The 15,175-nt window shown below is 69.2% G+C and carries 14 protein-coding genes and 5 pseudogenes; 7 read left to right on the top strand and 12 right to left on the bottom strand.

What is annotated here, in order from left to right; translation table 11 throughout:
* Positions 1 to 6: 6 nt before the first annotated feature.
* Together ACFY01_RS25360 and ACFY01_RS25355 are read right to left on the bottom strand one after the other, a co-directional pair.
* Positions 7 to 218 (bottom strand): annotated as a pseudogene (locus ACFY01_RS25360) (pyruvate formate-lyase 1-activating enzyme); the annotation flags it as partial.
* Between the two features lie 322 nt (positions 219 to 540).
* Complete coding sequence (locus ACFY01_RS25355) at positions 541 to 981, bottom strand: pyridoxamine 5'-phosphate oxidase family protein (protein WP_390738021.1); 441 nt, start codon at positions 979 to 981, stop codon at positions 541 to 543.
* A 177-nt stretch (positions 982 to 1,158) separates the two neighbouring features.
* Between ACFY01_RS25355 and ACFY01_RS25350 the strand changes: the two genes are divergently transcribed.
* Positions 1,159 to 1,548 carry an STAS domain-containing protein gene (locus tag ACFY01_RS25350; protein ID WP_390738020.1) on the top strand — a complete coding sequence of 130 codons (390 nt, stop codon included), beginning with the start codon at positions 1,159 to 1,161 and terminating at the stop codon, positions 1,546 to 1,548.
* An 89-nt stretch (positions 1,549 to 1,637) separates the two neighbouring features.
* Here ACFY01_RS25350 and ACFY01_RS25345 read toward each other — a convergent pair whose 3' ends face one another.
* Positions 1,638 to 2,618 (bottom strand): Acg family FMN-binding oxidoreductase, encoded by a 981-nt coding sequence (locus ACFY01_RS25345; RefSeq protein WP_390738019.1) that lies wholly within the window; start codon positions 2,616 to 2,618, stop codon positions 1,638 to 1,640.
* A gap of 410 nt (positions 2,619 to 3,028) precedes the next feature.
* On the opposite strand from ACFY01_RS25345, the gene ACFY01_RS25340 reads away from it, so the two are divergent.
* Both ACFY01_RS25340 and ACFY01_RS25335 read left to right on the top strand, forming a co-directional pair.
* Positions 3,029 to 3,517: a hypothetical protein gene (locus ACFY01_RS25340; protein WP_390738018.1), complete on the top strand. Its 489-nt coding sequence runs from the start codon at positions 3,029 to 3,031 to the stop codon at positions 3,515 to 3,517.
* 706 nt (positions 3,518 to 4,223) lie between these two features.
* Positions 4,224 to 4,688, top strand: a pseudogene (locus tag ACFY01_RS25335) (transposase); the annotation flags it as partial.
* Between the two features lie 128 nt (positions 4,689 to 4,816).
* Here ACFY01_RS25335 and ACFY01_RS25330 read toward each other — a convergent pair.
* Positions 4,817 to 5,533 (bottom strand): SDR family oxidoreductase, encoded by a 717-nt coding sequence (locus tag ACFY01_RS25330; RefSeq protein ID WP_390738017.1) that lies wholly within the window; start codon positions 5,531 to 5,533, stop codon positions 4,817 to 4,819.
* Positions 5,534 to 5,604: 71 nt separating this feature from the next.
* Here ACFY01_RS25330 and ACFY01_RS25325 point away from each other — a divergent pair, with 71 nt between their 5' ends.
* Positions 5,605 to 6,420, top strand: a complete 816-nt coding sequence (locus tag ACFY01_RS25325; RefSeq protein ID WP_390738016.1) for a helix-turn-helix transcriptional regulator — start codon at positions 5,605 to 5,607, stop codon at positions 6,418 to 6,420.
* 305 nt (positions 6,421 to 6,725) lie between these two features.
* The gene (locus tag ACFY01_RS25320; protein WP_390738015.1) at positions 6,726 to 7,463 is read left to right on the top strand and encodes a hemolysin III family protein; all 738 of its coding nucleotides are present in this window, start codon (positions 6,726 to 6,728) and stop codon (positions 7,461 to 7,463) included.
* 96 nt (positions 7,464 to 7,559) lie between these two features.
* Here the strand turns inward: ACFY01_RS25320 and ACFY01_RS25315 are convergent.
* Positions 7,560 to 7,766 (bottom strand): annotated as a pseudogene (locus tag ACFY01_RS25315) (MerR family transcriptional regulator); the annotation flags it as partial.
* A gap of 14 nt (positions 7,767 to 7,780) precedes the next feature.
* On the opposite strand from ACFY01_RS25315, the pseudogene ACFY01_RS25310 reads away from it, so the two are divergent.
* A pseudogene (locus ACFY01_RS25310) lies at positions 7,781 to 8,839 on the top strand (IS30 family transposase).
* A 72-nt stretch (positions 8,840 to 8,911) separates the two neighbouring features.
* Here the strand turns inward: ACFY01_RS25310 and ACFY01_RS25305 are convergent.
* The 4 genes from ACFY01_RS25305 to ACFY01_RS25290 form a co-directional block, all read right to left on the bottom strand.
* A complete protein-coding gene (locus ACFY01_RS25305; RefSeq protein WP_390738014.1) occupies positions 8,912 to 9,238 on the bottom strand; it encodes an SCO5918 family protein in 327 nt (108 codons plus the stop codon).
* A gap of 50 nt (positions 9,239 to 9,288) precedes the next feature.
* Positions 9,289 to 9,690, bottom strand: coding sequence for a CBS domain-containing protein (locus tag ACFY01_RS25300; protein WP_390738013.1), 402 nt, complete (start codon positions 9,688 to 9,690; stop codon positions 9,289 to 9,291).
* A gap of 45 nt (positions 9,691 to 9,735) precedes the next feature.
* Positions 9,736 to 11,232: a DEAD/DEAH box helicase gene (locus ACFY01_RS25295; protein ID WP_390738012.1), complete on the bottom strand. Its 1,497-nt coding sequence runs from the start codon at positions 11,230 to 11,232 to the stop codon at positions 9,736 to 9,738.
* Positions 11,233 to 11,579: 347 nt separating this feature from the next.
* Positions 11,580 to 11,783: a cold-shock protein gene (locus ACFY01_RS25290; RefSeq protein WP_014145516.1), complete on the bottom strand. Its 204-nt coding sequence runs from the start codon at positions 11,781 to 11,783 to the stop codon at positions 11,580 to 11,582.
* 473 nt (positions 11,784 to 12,256) lie between these two features.
* Here ACFY01_RS25290 and ACFY01_RS25285 point away from each other — a divergent pair, with 473 nt between their 5' ends.
* Positions 12,257 to 12,586: a hypothetical protein gene (locus ACFY01_RS25285; protein ID WP_390738011.1), complete on the top strand. Its 330-nt coding sequence runs from the start codon at positions 12,257 to 12,259 to the stop codon at positions 12,584 to 12,586.
* A gap of 156 nt (positions 12,587 to 12,742) precedes the next feature.
* On the opposite strand, the gene ACFY01_RS25280 is transcribed toward ACFY01_RS25285, so the two are convergent.
* The 3 genes and pseudogenes from ACFY01_RS25280 to ACFY01_RS25270 all read right to left on the bottom strand — a co-directional run bounded on the left by ACFY01_RS25280 (position 12,743) and on the right by ACFY01_RS25270 (position 15,107).
* Positions 12,743 to 12,985, bottom strand: a complete 243-nt coding sequence (locus ACFY01_RS25280; RefSeq protein ID WP_134028265.1) for a DUF5302 domain-containing protein — start codon at positions 12,983 to 12,985, stop codon at positions 12,743 to 12,745.
* 212 nt (positions 12,986 to 13,197) lie between these two features.
* Positions 13,198 to 13,572, bottom strand: a pseudogene (locus ACFY01_RS25275) (RNA helicase); the annotation flags it as partial.
* A gap of 533 nt (positions 13,573 to 14,105) precedes the next feature.
* Entirely contained in the window at positions 14,106 to 15,107 is a 1,002-nt protein-coding gene (locus ACFY01_RS25270) for an IS110 family transposase (RefSeq protein ID WP_390738010.1), read from the bottom strand.
* Positions 15,108 to 15,175: the final 68 nt, after the last annotated feature.

The following is a 15,175-nucleotide window of genomic DNA, read 5'->3' as shown; positions in this document are numbered from 1 at the left end:
GCCTACTTACAACGCCCGCAACCCGTGCTCCCGGAACTGCTCGCGGACGCGTTCCGTCAGCTCCGAGTCGGGCACGGGCGTGTCACGTAGCGGGAACTCGATACCCAGGGCCTCGTACTTGTGGGCGTCGAGTTGTGGAAGGGCAGGACGTCCACCCGGTCGACATTGCTCAACCCGGTCAGGAAGGCGCCGAGAGCGTCCACGGCGGACGGGTCGTCTGGCGTGACCTGCCGGAACGTTATGGCTCATGGCAGACGGTCTACACCCGCTTCCGCCGCTACGCCCGCGCACGGGAGCAGTCGGGGTTCACCCCGTGGGGGCGTGCTGCGCAGCACCGTGTTCGGGAACGGCAGTGACGGGACGTCGTGTGCTACAGCCTGCTCCGCGATCCTCGCCCGGACGGCGGGGTGAGGCAGGTGAACCCCTTCACACACGCTTGACGATGCTCCCCGCGTGCCCCTGCCCGGGGCAGGGCCGGCGGGAACCCGTCGCCGCACCGTTGGGCCCTTCGGACCAGGTCACGGCACAGATGCCCAGCGGTCAGGCGGAGAGGTGCAGGCCGTACATCGTGCGGCCCCCGACGAGTTCACGCCCGGTGACCAGTTCCGGCTCGATGCGCACGAAGACCTCCTCGGGCGAGGGAGCCCAGGAGCGCGGGCCGATCCGCTGCAGGCGTGCCGCCTCGGCCGGATCCGTCACGATCTCGGCCCGGCCGATGACGACGACGCTCCAGCCGGAGTGCATCTCCGCATCGGCCGCGTCCGCCTCGAACGCGACGACCGCGCCGTCGACTGCGCGGGCCAGCTCGGAGGCCGCCGAGGTGCGCAGCAGTACCGCTTCGTCGGCGTCCAGGCCGAAGTTGACCGGCACGACCGCGGGCAGCGCCTGGCGCGTGTAGACAATGCGGCCGATGGGAGCCGTCGCCAGCAGGCGCAGGCACTCGTGACGACCGAGTTCACGGAGACCGTCGTTCGGGTACATGAGTCAGCCCGTCCTTCGCCCGGTGGAGGGGATCACACTCCATGCTGAGTCCGCCGGCGGCCGCGGGTGAGGGCCACGGGTCCCGCCTTGGCCGGAGAGCGGCCCGAGGAAACGTGGCGGCGAAGGGGGGCCGGACGGCCCTTCCGGCACGCCCATCGGCCCGGATTTCCTCTGACCATGGTCGAAACCCTCATCACGTCCGCACCCCGCCATACCGACCGTGCCGTCGGCGGGACGACCCTCTTGGAGCTGCGCGGTGAGATCGACATCCTCACGGCAGCGCCCCTTGGAGCACGCCTGGACGATCTGACGGCCGTCGTTCTCGCCGACCTCGTGGTGGACCTCCGTGCCGTGTCCTTCATCGACTGTGCCGGGCTGCGGGTGCTGTGCCGGGCGCGGAACAGGGTCATGGAACGGCACGGTCGGCTGCGTCTTGTCACTGACAGCAACCAGTTCCTTCGAATTCTTCGTGGTGCGGGGCTGGATGGCGTGTTCGAGATGTACGACCACCTGCCCGAAGCCTTGGCTGCTGTGCCCGGCGCGAGCCTCACCGCCACAGCGGGCTGACACTTCTGAGGCAACCCGCAACCACACGAGGCCATCGGAGTGGCCGCGGCTCCGGATCACGGCTACTCAAGCGGCACGGTCGTTGAGCGTCACCACGCCTGATCCGGTGCACGCCGCGGAGTGGCCGGGCCCTCCGGGCCGTACCCGAGGCGAATCAGCATCTGCGCATGCCCGGTGAGGTCCGGGGCGGGGCTCAGGTCCCGACGCAGATCGGGCCACTCCATCGGCTGGTGCAGCAAGGAGGCACGCACACCGTGCGCCGTGGCCACCAACAGGAGGTGCTCCAGCGCCTGCCCGGCGCGCAACCAGTCACCGCGCCGGTCGTGCCCGGTGGTCAGCAGGGCTACCACAGGACGGGACTCGAAGGGCTGGGCAGGGAGCCGCTCAGGGTGCCGTTGCGCGGTGAAGTCACGCATGGGCAGCTGCTCGTGTGTGTCCTGCGGCCCCAGCGCCGTCTGCGGCACGCCGACTTCGCTGGAGTGGTCCGGGCCTCGGTGCACCCATCGGCGGCACTCGACGGCCCGCTCCGGGTCGGCGCGGTTGCGGTGTTCGGCCTCCGTGGCCACGCGCAGCAGCCGTGCCGTTTCGGCGACCCCGGGAAAGGTCAGTGAGGCCCCTTCCGTTTGAGCGGCTTCGGCAAGTTCCGCTCGCACGTTCGGCGGAAGCGGCCTGCCGGAGAAGGGGAACCTGCTGCTGTGCCTGCGCCAGATCATCGGGTAGAGGTCGGGGCGGTGTCCCGCAGTGTGCCGCTGGCCCGTCCCGGACAGCCGAAGGGTGGCCAGCACGCTCGGGTCTTCAGGATCCGACAGCAGGCGTACGACGGCTCCCCAGCCGAAGTGGGCCATCGCGACCCGGAGGTTGAAGACGGCGGCACCCACCGACAGATGCAGAGCCCGGCCGACAGGATCGGCGTGGCGCAAGCCACGCTCTGGTACGGCACGCACCTCCAGCGCGACGTTGTCCGGGTCGAACCGAAAGCGCCACGGCTGGGTGTTGTAGATCGAGGGCGCGGCCCCGGCGGCCGAGATGCAGGCTTCCAGGGACACGGCGTCGACGGGCGCAGTTCGCATGATGGCCTCCTACCGCAAGAAGTCGGACGGGTCCGGATGTCCTACGAGCGTGAGAGCACCGCGGCAGAACGGGGAGGGCCCGATGGTCCCCTTGCCAGGCCCGTACAGGGCACACCGACCACTGCGCACGGGCACAGCACCACGGCGAGTCGACGAAGCCGTACGGGTGCTGGGCCGAACGGCCCACCGCTGGCCTGGGCTCGGCCCGATCGGCCCTCCGCTTCCACCTGACCGGCCCATGCCACCGCAATGCCGCCGCTGTCACCTTCATGTGTGTGACGACGAGGAGGTGCGCAGAGATGCGCGAGGACAATCCCGCGAACCGGAAGCGCAAGCCATCGAGGCTACCGCTGTGGCGGTGGCGCAGTAACCCGATCCGGCGACGCGACGACGTCCTCGAGGCATGGCTCATGCTGGTCACATGGGTGCTCGTCGCGGTGGGTGGCACGGCGGTCGGTGTGGTGACGGCCCATGCAGCCGACCAGGTCTTCGCCCAGCAGCGGGCCGAGCGGACCCCCGTCCACGCCGTTCTCCTCGATGACGTCCCGCGCACCGCGACCTCGGAGATGGGCAGAGAGCTGGCATCGGCAAGGGTCCGCTGGACGAACTCCGACGGCTCCACGCACAGCGGCATGACGCTGGTGAGCACCGGGAAGAAGGCCGGCTCCACGGTCAGGATCTGGATCGACGCCCAAGGGAAGCTGAGTACACAGCCGCCCACGCCCGGCAAGGCGGCCGTCGAGGCGGGGCTTTTCGGAGCCTCCGCCGCCCTCGCCCTGAGCGGCGTGGTATTCGGGATCGGGGGCGTCGGCCGACTGTACCTCGACCGTCGCCGCATCAAGGAGTGGGACAGGGAGTGGTCCCTGGTCGGGCCGCAGTGGGGCCACAAGACCAGTTGACCGTCGGACCCCATGCACGAGCAACCTCGGTCATGTCATCGGAGAGGGACACCACCGCCGAGGTGGCGTCCCTCCGGGCGTTCATCACCTGCAGGCTGTTGATGGTCTGCGACAACATGCTCGTGCCGAGCAGCCTCGGTGGGTAGCCGGCTTGATCCCTCCGGACAGCGACTGCTCCGGAACCGCGAACACCCCTGCCCGGGAATATCGTGACCGAGCGGACGTCGGGCGGCCCGACATCTGGGACCGGTGTTGCCGCAGGGCACTCGGAAAAGTCTGCAGCCGGCGCCGCCACCGCAACCCGGCCATGTTCGCTCTGCGGCATCGTCCAGGTCCGGTCAGTCGCACCCGGGACACGCCTCCCCTCTCCGCCAGCCCGACGCGGAAGCACGCTTCCTGCCAGGCGGCCGCCGAGTCGGCCCGGAAGCGCCGCATCGATCCACTCGCTCATGAACCAGTACGGGTGCCCATCCTCAGCGCCGGCGACACCGCCAAGGCCGCCGCCCTCCACCAATCGGCAAGCCGTAGCGAGCTCCCGCCTGCCGGGCTGGCCCACCGCTGCCGTGTACATCGAAACTCACGCATCTGCTCGACGACGGCATCATCGAGACCTTCCAACAGACCATGGCCGCGGTCGACCGAGCGGAAGAACACGCATGATGCGACGCCGCACGCGCCGCGACACCCTCCCGTCGACCCCACAGACATCGACCGGGGCAAACAGGGCCTGAAATGCTCCAGTATGACGGATGGGTATGGGATCCCCCTCGGCAGGGTTCTCGCCGGAGCGAACCGCCACGACTCCCTGCTACTGGCTCCGAGCCTGGACCGGCTGGCGGACCTGGGACCGCTGCCCGACGACATCACCCTGCACCTGGATGCCGGCTACGACTCGGACAAGACCCACACCGAACTCACCACCCGCGGCTTGCATGGCCGCATCGCACACAAGGGCGAGAAGGCACCGATCCAGGCGAGCCAGCGGTGGCACGTCGAACGCACCCACGCCTGGCAGAACGCCTTCCACCGCCTCGCCCGCTGCCATGAGCGCTGCGCGACCGTCATCCACGCTTTCTTCGACCTCGCCGACACCGTCATCGCGGTCCGTAGCCTGATCCGCCGGGCCTGGACGACCCACCGGTGGGACGACCGCCCGAACCGCCGCTCATGAGCGCGCACCTGTCTGCGCAGCCTTTGCGCTGCTGCCAAGCACGCTTCGGCCCGAGGAGGACCGCCGCTCTGGGAATACGCTTCTTGGGGCGTGCGAGTCGATGCCGTCGCCTGGGAGCTCAGCGCCGCTCACCAGGGCACGGGCGTTCCGTCCCAGGAGAAGAAGCCACCGCTGGGGCCGTCGTCTGGCAGCAAGGCCAGGCGGGCGGCTCCCTGGGCGGCCTCGGCCGGGTCGTCGCCGGCAGCGGCGGCCAGCGGGTTGAGGTCGGTGGCCCGCATGCCGGGGGCGAGCGCGTTGACCTTGAAGCCGTCCTCGGCCAGCGCCTGGGCGTACAGGACGGTGAGGGCGTTGAGGGCGGCCTTGGACGACCGGTAGGCGGCGGCGCCACCGCTTCCCGGGGTGAACTGGGGGTTGGGGTTCGTGCTCCAGGTCAGCGAGGCGGTGCCACTGGAGATGTTGACGATGCGCGGATGCGGGGACCGGAGCAGGGCGGGCAGGAAGGCATTGGTCACCGCCACCACTCCGAAGACGTTGGTCTCGTATGTGCGCCGGAACTCCTCGACGCTCGTGTCGGCCGGCGGGGCGAGTGACGGTGAGATCCCGGCGTTGTTGACCAGCACATCCAGACGGTGCACCTGGGTCGCGGCCCGTGCGATGCCGTCAAGATCTGTCACGTCGAGGACCAGCAGGCGGGCGCCTGCACCGATCTCCTCGACGGCTCGCTGTCCGAGCCCGCGGTTGCGTGAGCCCACGTACACGGTGAGGCCCTCGGCGGCGAGGAGCCGGGCGACGTGCTTGCCGATGCCCTTGTTGGCACCGGTGACAAGAGCTGTGCGATCGTTCATGGCAACTACCGTCCCCTGGCTGTGGGCGCCCTGCCAGGGACAACCTGTACCAGGCAGTGGGAGGAAGCGGCATGGCACGGCAGGAGCTGGCCCGCTTCCTGAGGGACCGCCGGGCGGGCCTGCGTCCACACGAGATCGGCCTGACGGCGACGGGCACCGATCGCCGGACACCGGGCCTGCGCCGCGAAGAGGTGGCGGAACTCGCCCACATGTCGGTCGACTACTACACGCGGCTGGAGCAGGCGCGGGGCCCGCGGCCGTCCACCCGGATCCTGGACGCGTTGTCCCAGGCACTACGGCTCACGCCGGCCGAGCGCAGCCACCTGTTCCGCCTGGCGGGATCGAGCGCGCCGCCCGGCATCAGCGCCGTGCGGCGGGTACGCCCGCATGTGGCCCGGATGCTGGAGCGGTTGCCGGAGACCGGTGCCATCGTCACTGACGCGGCGTACGGAGTCGTCGCCTGGAACCCCCTGGCCCGGGCACTGCTCGGCGGCGATCTCGGAGACGGGAGGACGAACCTGGCCCGGCGCCGCTTCCTTGGCCAGGGGCGGACGTACGAGAGCTCCAGCGCTGAGGAGTTCGGGCACATTGTGGTGGCGCGGCTGCGACGGGCCGCCGGCCGCTACCCGCATGACCCGCAGCTGACCGCTCTGCTGGCCGAACTGCACACCGGCAGCGAGGAGTTCCGACAGATATGGCAAACGCGTCCGGTCCACGCCCCCGGGCACCGCACCAAGATCCTCGATCACCCGGAGACCGGCACGCTGCGGTTGAACTGTGACGTCCTGCTCGTGCCCGAGGATGACCAGGAAGTCGTCCTGATCACGGCCGACCCCGGATCACCTGCCGCGCGGACCCTGCACAGGCTGACCAGGCAGGCGACCTGAAACATAGGACTGGCACAGGTCTCGCCAGCGGTTACAGAGCGTCGCAACTCCATGATCACTGGGGCCTGTGCCCACCTACTTTCCACGCCGCCTATCTGCGCGGGCTCTAAGGCGCACGAATACCACCGAAACGGCATGGCACGCATCCGCACCACCGGCCCCCGCCCGGCGTGACTTCCTGTGGCGGCCACCGCAGGCCCAGTTGGTGGCGAGACCGACCTCGACGGACGCTGCCACGGGCAGGCTCTTAGCATGATCGGATGGTTGCCGATGATGCCCAGAAGAACAGGACAGGACGGGAAGTTGTGTCTGGGGACGCCGTAGCCGGTCTCTCCGGCGGATCACATCATGGCAATGCCGGGGAGGAGTTTCACCCGGTTGCCGACCTGGTCGAGTGGGCGGCCGACCTGGTCGAGCCGGTCAAGCCGAAGCTGCGTGGCTGGCTCCATGCCGCGATGGTCCCTGCTTCGGTGAGCGCCGGCATCGTCCTCGTCCGCCTGGCTCGGACCCAGCAGGCGGCCCTGGCCTGCACCGTGTACTCCGTCACCGCCTGGCTGCTGTTCGGGACGAGCGCCGTCTACCACCTCGGTACCTGGGGGCCGATGGGCGAGGCCGTCCTGCGTCGCCTCGATCACGCCAACATCTTCCTGATCACCGCCGGGACCAGCACCCCTCTGGCCGTGCTCCTCCTGCCTCCCGACCGGCGAAACCTGCTGCTGTGGATCGTATGGACGGGCGCGCTGACCGGTATCGCCTTCCGCGTGCTGTGGGTCAACGCTTCCCGCTGGCTGTACACCCCCTGCTACCTGGCCCTGGGGTGGGCACCGGTGCGTTACCTTCCCGACTTCCTGCACACCGGCGGTGCGGCCGTGGTCACCCTGACAGTGACCGGCGGTCTCCTCTACAGCGCAGGCGCGGTGGTCTACGCCGTCCAACGCCCCGACCCCTCGCCCCGCTGGTTCGGCTTCCACGAGGTGTTCCACGCCTTGACCGTGGCGGCCTTCACCGCGCACTACATCGCCATCTCCCTCGCCGTCTACTGACGGGGGAGCCGTTCGGACACGAGCACCATCTCTGCGCGCCGCAGCCCGGCCACGCGTGGGTGTGACAGCCCGCCGATACCGGCGGGCCCGCTCACCTCAGGCTGCGGCCGACGGACTGGACGATGCGCCGGTGCGGCGGTATTCGGCGTTGATGCGCTGGGCTTCTTCGAGCTGGTCTTCGAGGATGATGATCCGGCATGCGGCCTCGATCGGGGTGCCCTGGTCGACGAGCTCACGCGCGCGGGCCGCGATGCGCAGTTGGTAGCGGGAGTAGCGGCGGTGTCCGCCCTCGGAGCGCAGAGGCAGCCCCACCCATCGTGGACACGGGGCTGCCCTGGCAAGCACCCGAACCCGCGGCTCGCCCTGAGGAACCCGTCGGCCCGTCGCGCTACCTCACCGAGGCCGACCGCATCCGCATCGCTGACCGGCTCCGTGAGAAGGCGTCCGTCCGGGCCACCGGGGCCGAGCTTGGCCGCAGTCCCTCCACCCAAGCCGGGAGATGCGCCGCAACCGCACGCTCATGCCCAACGGCGGCTGGTCCTGCCGTCCGCACGCCGCCCAGCGCCGCGCGGACGCCCGCGAACCGCGCCCCAAGCCCGGCAAGATCGGCCAGAACCCCGAGCTGCGGGACTTCATCCAGGACCACGTGACCCGGCGGTGAAGCCCGGAGCAGATCTGCCACGCTCTACGGGCACGCTTCCCCGACCAGCCGGAGATGCACGTGGTCCACGAGACGGTCTACCAGGCGCTTTACGTCCGAGGCCGCGGGGAACTGAGGCGCGAGCTGACCCGGGCCCTGCGGACCGGACGCGCGATGCGCCGCCCGCACCGGCACTCGGCGGCCCGCCGATCGCGGTTCGCGCACCCCATGGTCATGATCAGCGAACGGCCCGCCGAGGCCGCCGACCGGGCTGTCCACGGCCACCGGGAAGGCGACCTGATCGTCGGCAGGAACAACGGCTCCGCCATCGGCACCCTGGTCGAACGCAGCACCCGCTACCTGATGCTCGTGCACCTCCCACGCGACCACGGTGCCGCCGCTGTCCGCAACGCGCTCACCGCGACCGCCCAGACCCTCCCGCCTGACATGATGCGGACCCTGACCTGGGACCAGGGCATCGAGATGGCCTCCCACCGCGCCTTCACCATCACCACGGACATCCCAGTCCACTTCTGCGACCCGGCCAGCCCCTGGCAGCGCGGCTCGAACGAGAAAACCAACGGCCTGTTGCGACAGTGCTTCCAAGGGCACCGACCTATCCCCCCACACCCGCGAGGACCTGGACGCCGCCGCCACCGAACTCAACAGCCGCCCACGCAAAACGCTCGACTGGGAGACCCCAGCCGAGCGTCTGTTTAAACTGCTCGCGGCTTGATCAACTCACCGCAGTGTTGCTACGGCCCCTGCAATTCGCCCACGCCGGTAGGGCCTCACTGCTCTGTTCGGCTCACACCTGTCCGTACGTCAGGCGGACAGGGGGAGCGCCGAGCGTTGCGGAAGCCGGCCCGTACGGGCCGGCCAGGGGCGCAGATGCGGCGGTAGGGCGGGCGCGGCAGGTGAAGCCGAGTTGGGTCATGGCCCTGGGGACTTCGCCGGTGCTGAAATCACGCCGGTCCTGGCGGGTGACGACCTGGCCGACCTGCTTGGCGGGGTAGTGGCGTCGTCCGATGATGACGAACTCACCGGTGACCAGCTCAGGTGTGACGCCCTTCATCGATTCCACCACGCCGCTCTTGGTCAGGTCGGACGGGAAGCGAGCGATGACACAGCGCACGATGCCTCCAGGGAGAAGAGAAGACGGGCCCGGATAGGGGTGACGGCGGTTCAGCGAGAGAGGGCGAGGACGCCCAGAGCGTTGCCGTGTCCGTCGACCACGGGCGGGGCCCCGAGTCGGCGGCAGCGCATCGCACGCTCGGCTTCGGCCCTCGTGGCCAGCGGCGACGCGAATGGCCCGATGACGTCGGCGATGTCACGCAGGCGGATCCGGTCCGTGTATCCGGAGCCGTCACGAACGGCCGTGAGCCGGTCCCGGGTGACCAGGCCGGTGCACATACCGTCCTCGTCACAGACGACCAGCTGACCTGTACGGGCGGCGGCCATCACGGACAGTGCCACCTCCACGGTCATGTCCTCCCAGACCTGCGGTCCGGCCGCGTCCGCGGGATCGGCCGCCGTCTGCACGGCGTTGGTACGTGTTGAGCGGAACTGCGTCTGGTCCAGCGTCAAAGGGTGCCTCCTGCGAAGTTGGGCGGGCTTCCTGACACGAAGGTTCTATGCCGCCGCACCGGCGGTGGACTGCCCTACGAGCGCGCGGCGGGCCTCCGAGACGGGGCGGCGCCGACCGCGTGAGGTGGCGCCGCGCTTCTTGGGGCGTTCGACCACCGGTGCGGTGATGACGACCGGGATACCGGAGGGTGCCTGGGCGCCGGTGATGCGGTGCAGGGCCTCTTCGCCGACGCGGACCTGGGTGGTCTGCGGGACGATGCCGGCCGCTGCCATGAGGCGAGTCAGGGCGCGGCGCTGGTTGGGGGTGACCAGGGTGACGACACTGCCGGACTCTCCTGCGCGGGCGGTACGGCCGCCGCGGTGGAGGTAGTCCTTGTGGTCGGTCGGCGGGTCGACGTTGACGACCAGGTCGAGGTTGTCGACGTGGATGCCGCGCGCCGCAACATTGGTCGCTACCAGCACGTTGACGTGCCCGCTCTTGAACTGTGCCAGCGTGCGGGTGCGCTGTGGCTGTGACTTCCCGCCGTGCAGGGCGGCGGCCCGTACTGCGCTGTTCAGGAGGTGTTCGGTGAGGCCGTCGACGGCGTGCTTGGTGTCGAGGAACATGATCACGCGGCCGTCGCGTGCGGCGATCTGGGTGGTGGCCGTGTGCTTGTCGGCGCCGTGAATGTGGAGCACGTGGTGCTCCATCGTCGTGACCGCGCCGGCCGAGGGGTCGACGGAGTGCACGACGGGGTCGCTGAGGTAGCGGCGCACGAGCAGGTCGACGTTGCGGTCGAGAGTGGCGGAGAACAGCATGCGCTGGCCTTCGGGGCGGACCTGGTCGAGGAGGGCGGTGACCTGCGGCATGAAGCCCATGTCGGCCATCTGGTCGGCCTCGTCGAGGACGGTGATGGAAACCTGGTTCAGTCGGCAGTCGCCGCGGTCGATGAGGTCTTTGAGGCGTCCCGGTGTGGCGACGACGATCTCGGCGCCGGCGCGCAGCGCGCTCGCCTGTCGGCCGATCGGCATTCCGCCCACCACCGTGGCCAGCCGCAGCCTCACAGAGCGGGCGTACGGGGCGAGCGCGTCGGTGACCTGCTGCGCCAGCTCACGCGTGGGTACGAGGATCAGCCCCAGCGGCTGCCTCGCCTCGGCACGCTGCCCGGCCGTACGGGCCAGCAGCGCCAGCCCGAAGGCGAGGGTCTTGCCGGAGCCGGTGCGGCCACGGCCCAGTACGTCGCGGCCGGCGAGGGAATTCGGCAGGGTCGCGGCCTGGATCGGGAAGGGTACGGTCACGCCTTGCGAGCTGAGCGCGCCCAGCAGCGCCCCGGGCATGTCGAGATCGGCGAAGCCCTCCACGGCGGGGAGCGCGGGAGTGATCGTCTTGGGCAGCGCGAACTCCCCCTGGACCGCGGCGGGCCGGCGGCCGTAACCACCGGAACGGCCCGGCCCGCCGGAGCGGCTCCTGGCCGACGAACCGAATCGGCTGCCGCCCCTTCCGGATTCGGCACTGCCGTTACGGGTGCGGTTGAAGCGGTCGTTCGTGCGTGTGCGGTTCATGCGGAACCTTCCTCGATGCGGCACATATCAAGGAATTCCCGCAGCGATCAGCAGCACAGAGAATTGCAAGAATGGACCGGTGGAATGCGACAGCGAATCTGACCGACGAAAAATCCGTGCGGCACAGGAGCTGGAATGAGTGGCGCGAAGCGGACGCAATGTTCGGGCGTCCGCCGCGATGAAGCTATGAAGGGATGCGTGCACCCCTGCAGGATGCCCCGTATGCGGTCAGCCTACGGGTTTCCTGGTTGTCGTCCGCAGGCGAAACCACTGCGGGAAAATGCGAGTAGCTGGGGCCCGCGCCCCGAAGGACGCGGGCCCCAGCTACAAGTATGCGACAGTCGGCGTCAGGCGAGAACAATGTTCTCGGCCGTCGGGCCCTTTTGGCCCTGCGCGATGTCGAAGGTCACCTTCTGGCCCTCCAGCAGCTCACGGAAGCCCTGGGCGGCAATGTTCGAGTAGTGGGCGAACACATCAGCCCCGCCACCGTCCTGCTCGATGAAGCCGAAGCCCTTTTCCGCGTTGAACCACTTCACAGTACCAGCAGCCATGTCATTCTCCTTTGGGGCAGTGCATCGGGATCCGCACTGCGCGGACCCTGTGTCGCCGCGATGATCACCCCGCCCGGAAAAAGAACCGGATAACAAAAGCGCTTCCAGCGGCACAGATGCCGACCGGACGGCACTTGAAGTTTTGGGAACCACAACTGCAACTGACATCGACAGTAGCACGCCGAAGCGGCCTGTGTACGGTGAAGAATACCACCCCCACTTAATGCAATAGAGAATCTGTCTGCCTGTTCCGTTGAAATCTCAGCTCGCGGGCACAGATATTGACCCAGCCGGAGCGCAACGTTTCGGGAAGCATTGGGGGCGCGCCCAGCGTAAGGGCTGCTCCCCCAAGGTATGGTGCGGGCGGGCGTGGAGATCAGGGTGGCTCCGGCAAGCGTCACGGCCCGTCTCCGGCGCACGCACGGGAGCGGCCATATCGAAGACCATCAAGCACCAGACCGTCGATCAGCTCGGTGGAAACAGCAGCATCCTGGTGCGGCAACGCCGTGAGCACGAGGAAACGGCGGCTGACGGATCAGTACCTGACCCTCGACGACCTTCACCAGCGGGAGCGCGTTCTGAAGCAGGCGGTGCAGCTGGTCTTCAGCCATGCCTTCGTGGAAGAGCCGGTGCTGTGGGCCGCCCTACGAGCCTCAGGCCCGGACGGCGAGGAGCTGACGACAGCCGCAGTCGTTTTTCACAGCGGTACAGGGGCACGCAAGGCGCGCAACACCGGCCTCGTACCCTCGGACAAGGCAGTGCTCTCATCCCGGAATTCCAGTTCGGCGGCGCCACCGACCTGAGCCAACCGCATCTGGGCCATTCCCTCAGGCGAGTCCGCCGGCTACGCCCGCCCGCGACGCGCACACGGGCATGCGCACGTCGCGGGCCACTGGACGGGACGCGCGAGTGGATAGCGCGAGTGCCGGTGAAGCGGTTAGATCGCGGGACTCATCGACTCAGCCGCCACTCTTGCGCCTGAACGACCGCTGGCTCGCAGCCGGGCCGTGCGCCGAACGCACCTTCGACGCATCGGACTTGGCGGCAATATCAGCGGCGTCCGCCTGCGCACCGCGCTTGCGCGCCAGGGCTTCGCGGAACTTGCGCTTGAGGTCATAGTTGCCGTCGCTGTCCGGCTCCAGAGGGGACGTCTCGGGGGCAGCCGGCTCCGAACCTTCCGTAGATACGGGCTCTGCGGTCATGGTGATCTCCTGGGTTCGGGGATGGGCAAGCACAGCTTGTCATGCTGGGCGCAGTGCGAGGCGCCGGCAACATCATTCTGCTCCGTTTCGGCGGGTATCCCTCTCGCGGCCAAAGGCGTTGACTTCGTAGGTGAGGCGCACATGACGGCTTCGGGCCGGGCCGAGGGTTGCCGATCCCGTGGCCAGGAGATTCGCCGCCAGGGCAACGGCTCTCAGCCGTTGCGACGCACGAGGGCGGCCTTGCGGGCCTCGGCGAACTTGCGGGCCTCGCCGGCCTTTCGGGACTTACCGCCGGCGCCGCAGGAGGTGCCCTTGCTGCTGCCGAGGCCGCGGAAGGGAGCGTTGGTGTTCTTGGGTCGGGGGACGGCGGGCCCGCCGTCGAGCGGGATCCCGGAGGGAGTCTTGGCGCCGGTGATCCGGCTCAGCTCCGCCTCGCCCGAGCGCACCTTGGTGACGGTCGGCTCGATGCCGTCGGCCCCGGCCATCATGCGGCTCGTCTCGCGGCGCTGGCCCGCCAGCACGAGCGTGACCACGCTGCCGGACTCACCGGCGCGGGCGGTGCGGCCCGCCCGGTGCACATAGTCCTGTCGCAGCTTCCGCGACCATGAACAGCCTGCGGACGAGAAGCCCGTGCGCCCCTCGGCGGGGGCAGGCATCGCCTCAGACGCCTCCCGGAGCGTTCGACTTTGCAGGGGCGAAGGCTATGACTGTTGGTCGCCAAGGGCCCCGGCCGGATTTGCCGAGCACTCGACGCGAGGGCGCAGGGAGGAGGACCCGGGGGCAGCGGTGCCGACGCCGGAGCTGCAGCACACCCGCCCGGAAGCCCCCGCCGGCCGCGCCTGTAGGAGCTTGCCGTCGAACGAGCTCTCGCCGGCGCTCTCACACGTCTGTCACCAACTACGTCGACTCCCCCGGACCGCAGTGCCTGACCTGCTGTTACGCGCCCGCCCTGGACTGACGTGGACGCCCGAAGACGGTCTCTACAACCTGTGCCATGTGGTACCCAGTGAGGGACCCAAGATCAGGACCGGAGCGTCTTCTGGCCCGTCAAAGCGGTATTGCAGGGTGTTCGGGGGTGTCTCACTCACGCCCCAGACCCTCTCACGTCTCACGGACGCCCCTATAACGCGGGGGCGCGGGAGATCGGTCTGACCAGGTTGAATACCTCCCGGGCGGCATATCGCTTGAGGCACCGAATGATCTCACGTCGGGTCTTGCCCTCCTGGGTGCGGCGTTCGTAGTACGCCTGGGTGCGCGGGTCGTGGCGCAGGCGGGTGAACACGATGCGGTGCAGGGCGGCGTTGGCCTGCCGGTCGCCGCCGTAGTTGAGCCGGCGCGTGCTCCGACGGCCGGAGGAGTACTCGATAGGGCTGACTCCGCAAAGGGCAGCAAAGGACGCCTCGGAGCACAGCCGCTCGGGATTGTCCCCCATGGTGATCAGGAGAGTGACGGCACTGTCCGGGCCGATGCCCATCGGTACGAGCAGTTGCGGCGCGTGGCGTTCGACGAGCCGGGTCAGGCGTTGGTTCAGCTCGTTGATCTGCCCGGTGAGCTGTTCGATGCGTTCGGCGAGCATGCGTAATGTCATGTGGGTGGCCTGGGCCACCGCGTCCTCGTCTCCCCCACCCTCGGGAGAGCCGAGGCGCGCGCAGGTGCGGAACAGCTCGGCATTGCCCAAGCTCGACAACCGTTCTCGCAGGGCGGGGTCGGCGATCACTAGGACGGCCTTGAGCTGGTTGATCGCCTGGGTGCGAGCCTTGACCGCGGAGTCCTTGGCGAGCTTGAGCAACCGGGCACCGTGCACGGGACCGTCGCCGGACTTGGCCCGGGCGCGGCCACTGAGTACGGCCCGCGCGGCGGCCTGTGCGTCGATGGGGTCCGACTTGCCGAGCAACCGGCGGGCCGTGCGGTCAGGCCGATTCACCTCGTGCACCTGGACATGCTGGGCCAGCAGGTAGCGGGACAGGCCCGCGCCGAAGGCACCGGTGCCCTCCACACCGGCCCGGCGCACCGTCCCCCGCCTGCGGGCCCACACGAGCAGCCGCCGGTAGCCGGCCACCGTCGCCGGAAAGGACTCCCTACGTTGTCCTGCGGGAGATGGTGAGCCCTTCGTATGGTTCACCCACCCAGGGGTGCCGGGTGTGGTTCAAAGAGCTCTGCCGCAGGTGGCTTGCACTGATTGGCCGCCCG

The organism is Streptomyces sp. NPDC001480 (assembly GCF_042894725.1).
GTDB lineage: Bacteria > Actinomycetota > Actinomycetes > Streptomycetales > Streptomycetaceae > Streptomyces.
The sequence above is the reverse complement of the archived record's forward strand: the minus strand, read 5'-3'. Positions and strand labels throughout refer to the sequence as shown.

Coding starts and splice junctions, on each gene's coding strand:
- ACFY01_RS25355 (WP_390738021.1), bottom strand. CDS start 981: ATGTACCCGAACGACGGTCTCCGTGAACTCGGTCGTCACGAGTGCCTG.
- ACFY01_RS25350 (WP_390738020.1), top strand. CDS start 1,159: ATGGTCGAAACCCTCATCACGTCCGCACCCCGCCATACCGACCGTGCC.
- ACFY01_RS25345 (WP_390738019.1), bottom strand. CDS start 2,618: ATGCGAACTGCGCCCGTCGACGCCGTGTCCCTGGAAGCCTGCATCTCG.
- ACFY01_RS25340 (WP_390738018.1), top strand. CDS start 3,029: ATGCTGGTCACATGGGTGCTCGTCGCGGTGGGTGGCACGGCGGTCGGT.
- ACFY01_RS25330 (WP_390738017.1), bottom strand. CDS start 5,533: ATGAACGATCGCACAGCTCTTGTCACCGGTGCCAACAAGGGCATCGGC.
- ACFY01_RS25325 (WP_390738016.1), top strand. CDS start 5,605: ATGGCACGGCAGGAGCTGGCCCGCTTCCTGAGGGACCGCCGGGCGGGC.
- ACFY01_RS25295 (WP_390738012.1), bottom strand. CDS start 11,232: ATGAACCGCACACGCACGAACGACCGCTTCAACCGCACCCGTAACGGC.
- ACFY01_RS25290 (WP_014145516.1), bottom strand. CDS start 11,783: ATGGCTGCTGGTACTGTGAAGTGGTTCAACGCGGAAAAGGGCTTCGGC.
- ACFY01_RS25280 (WP_134028265.1), bottom strand. CDS start 12,985: ATGACCGCAGAGCCCGTATCTACGGAAGGTTCGGAGCCGGCTGCCCCC.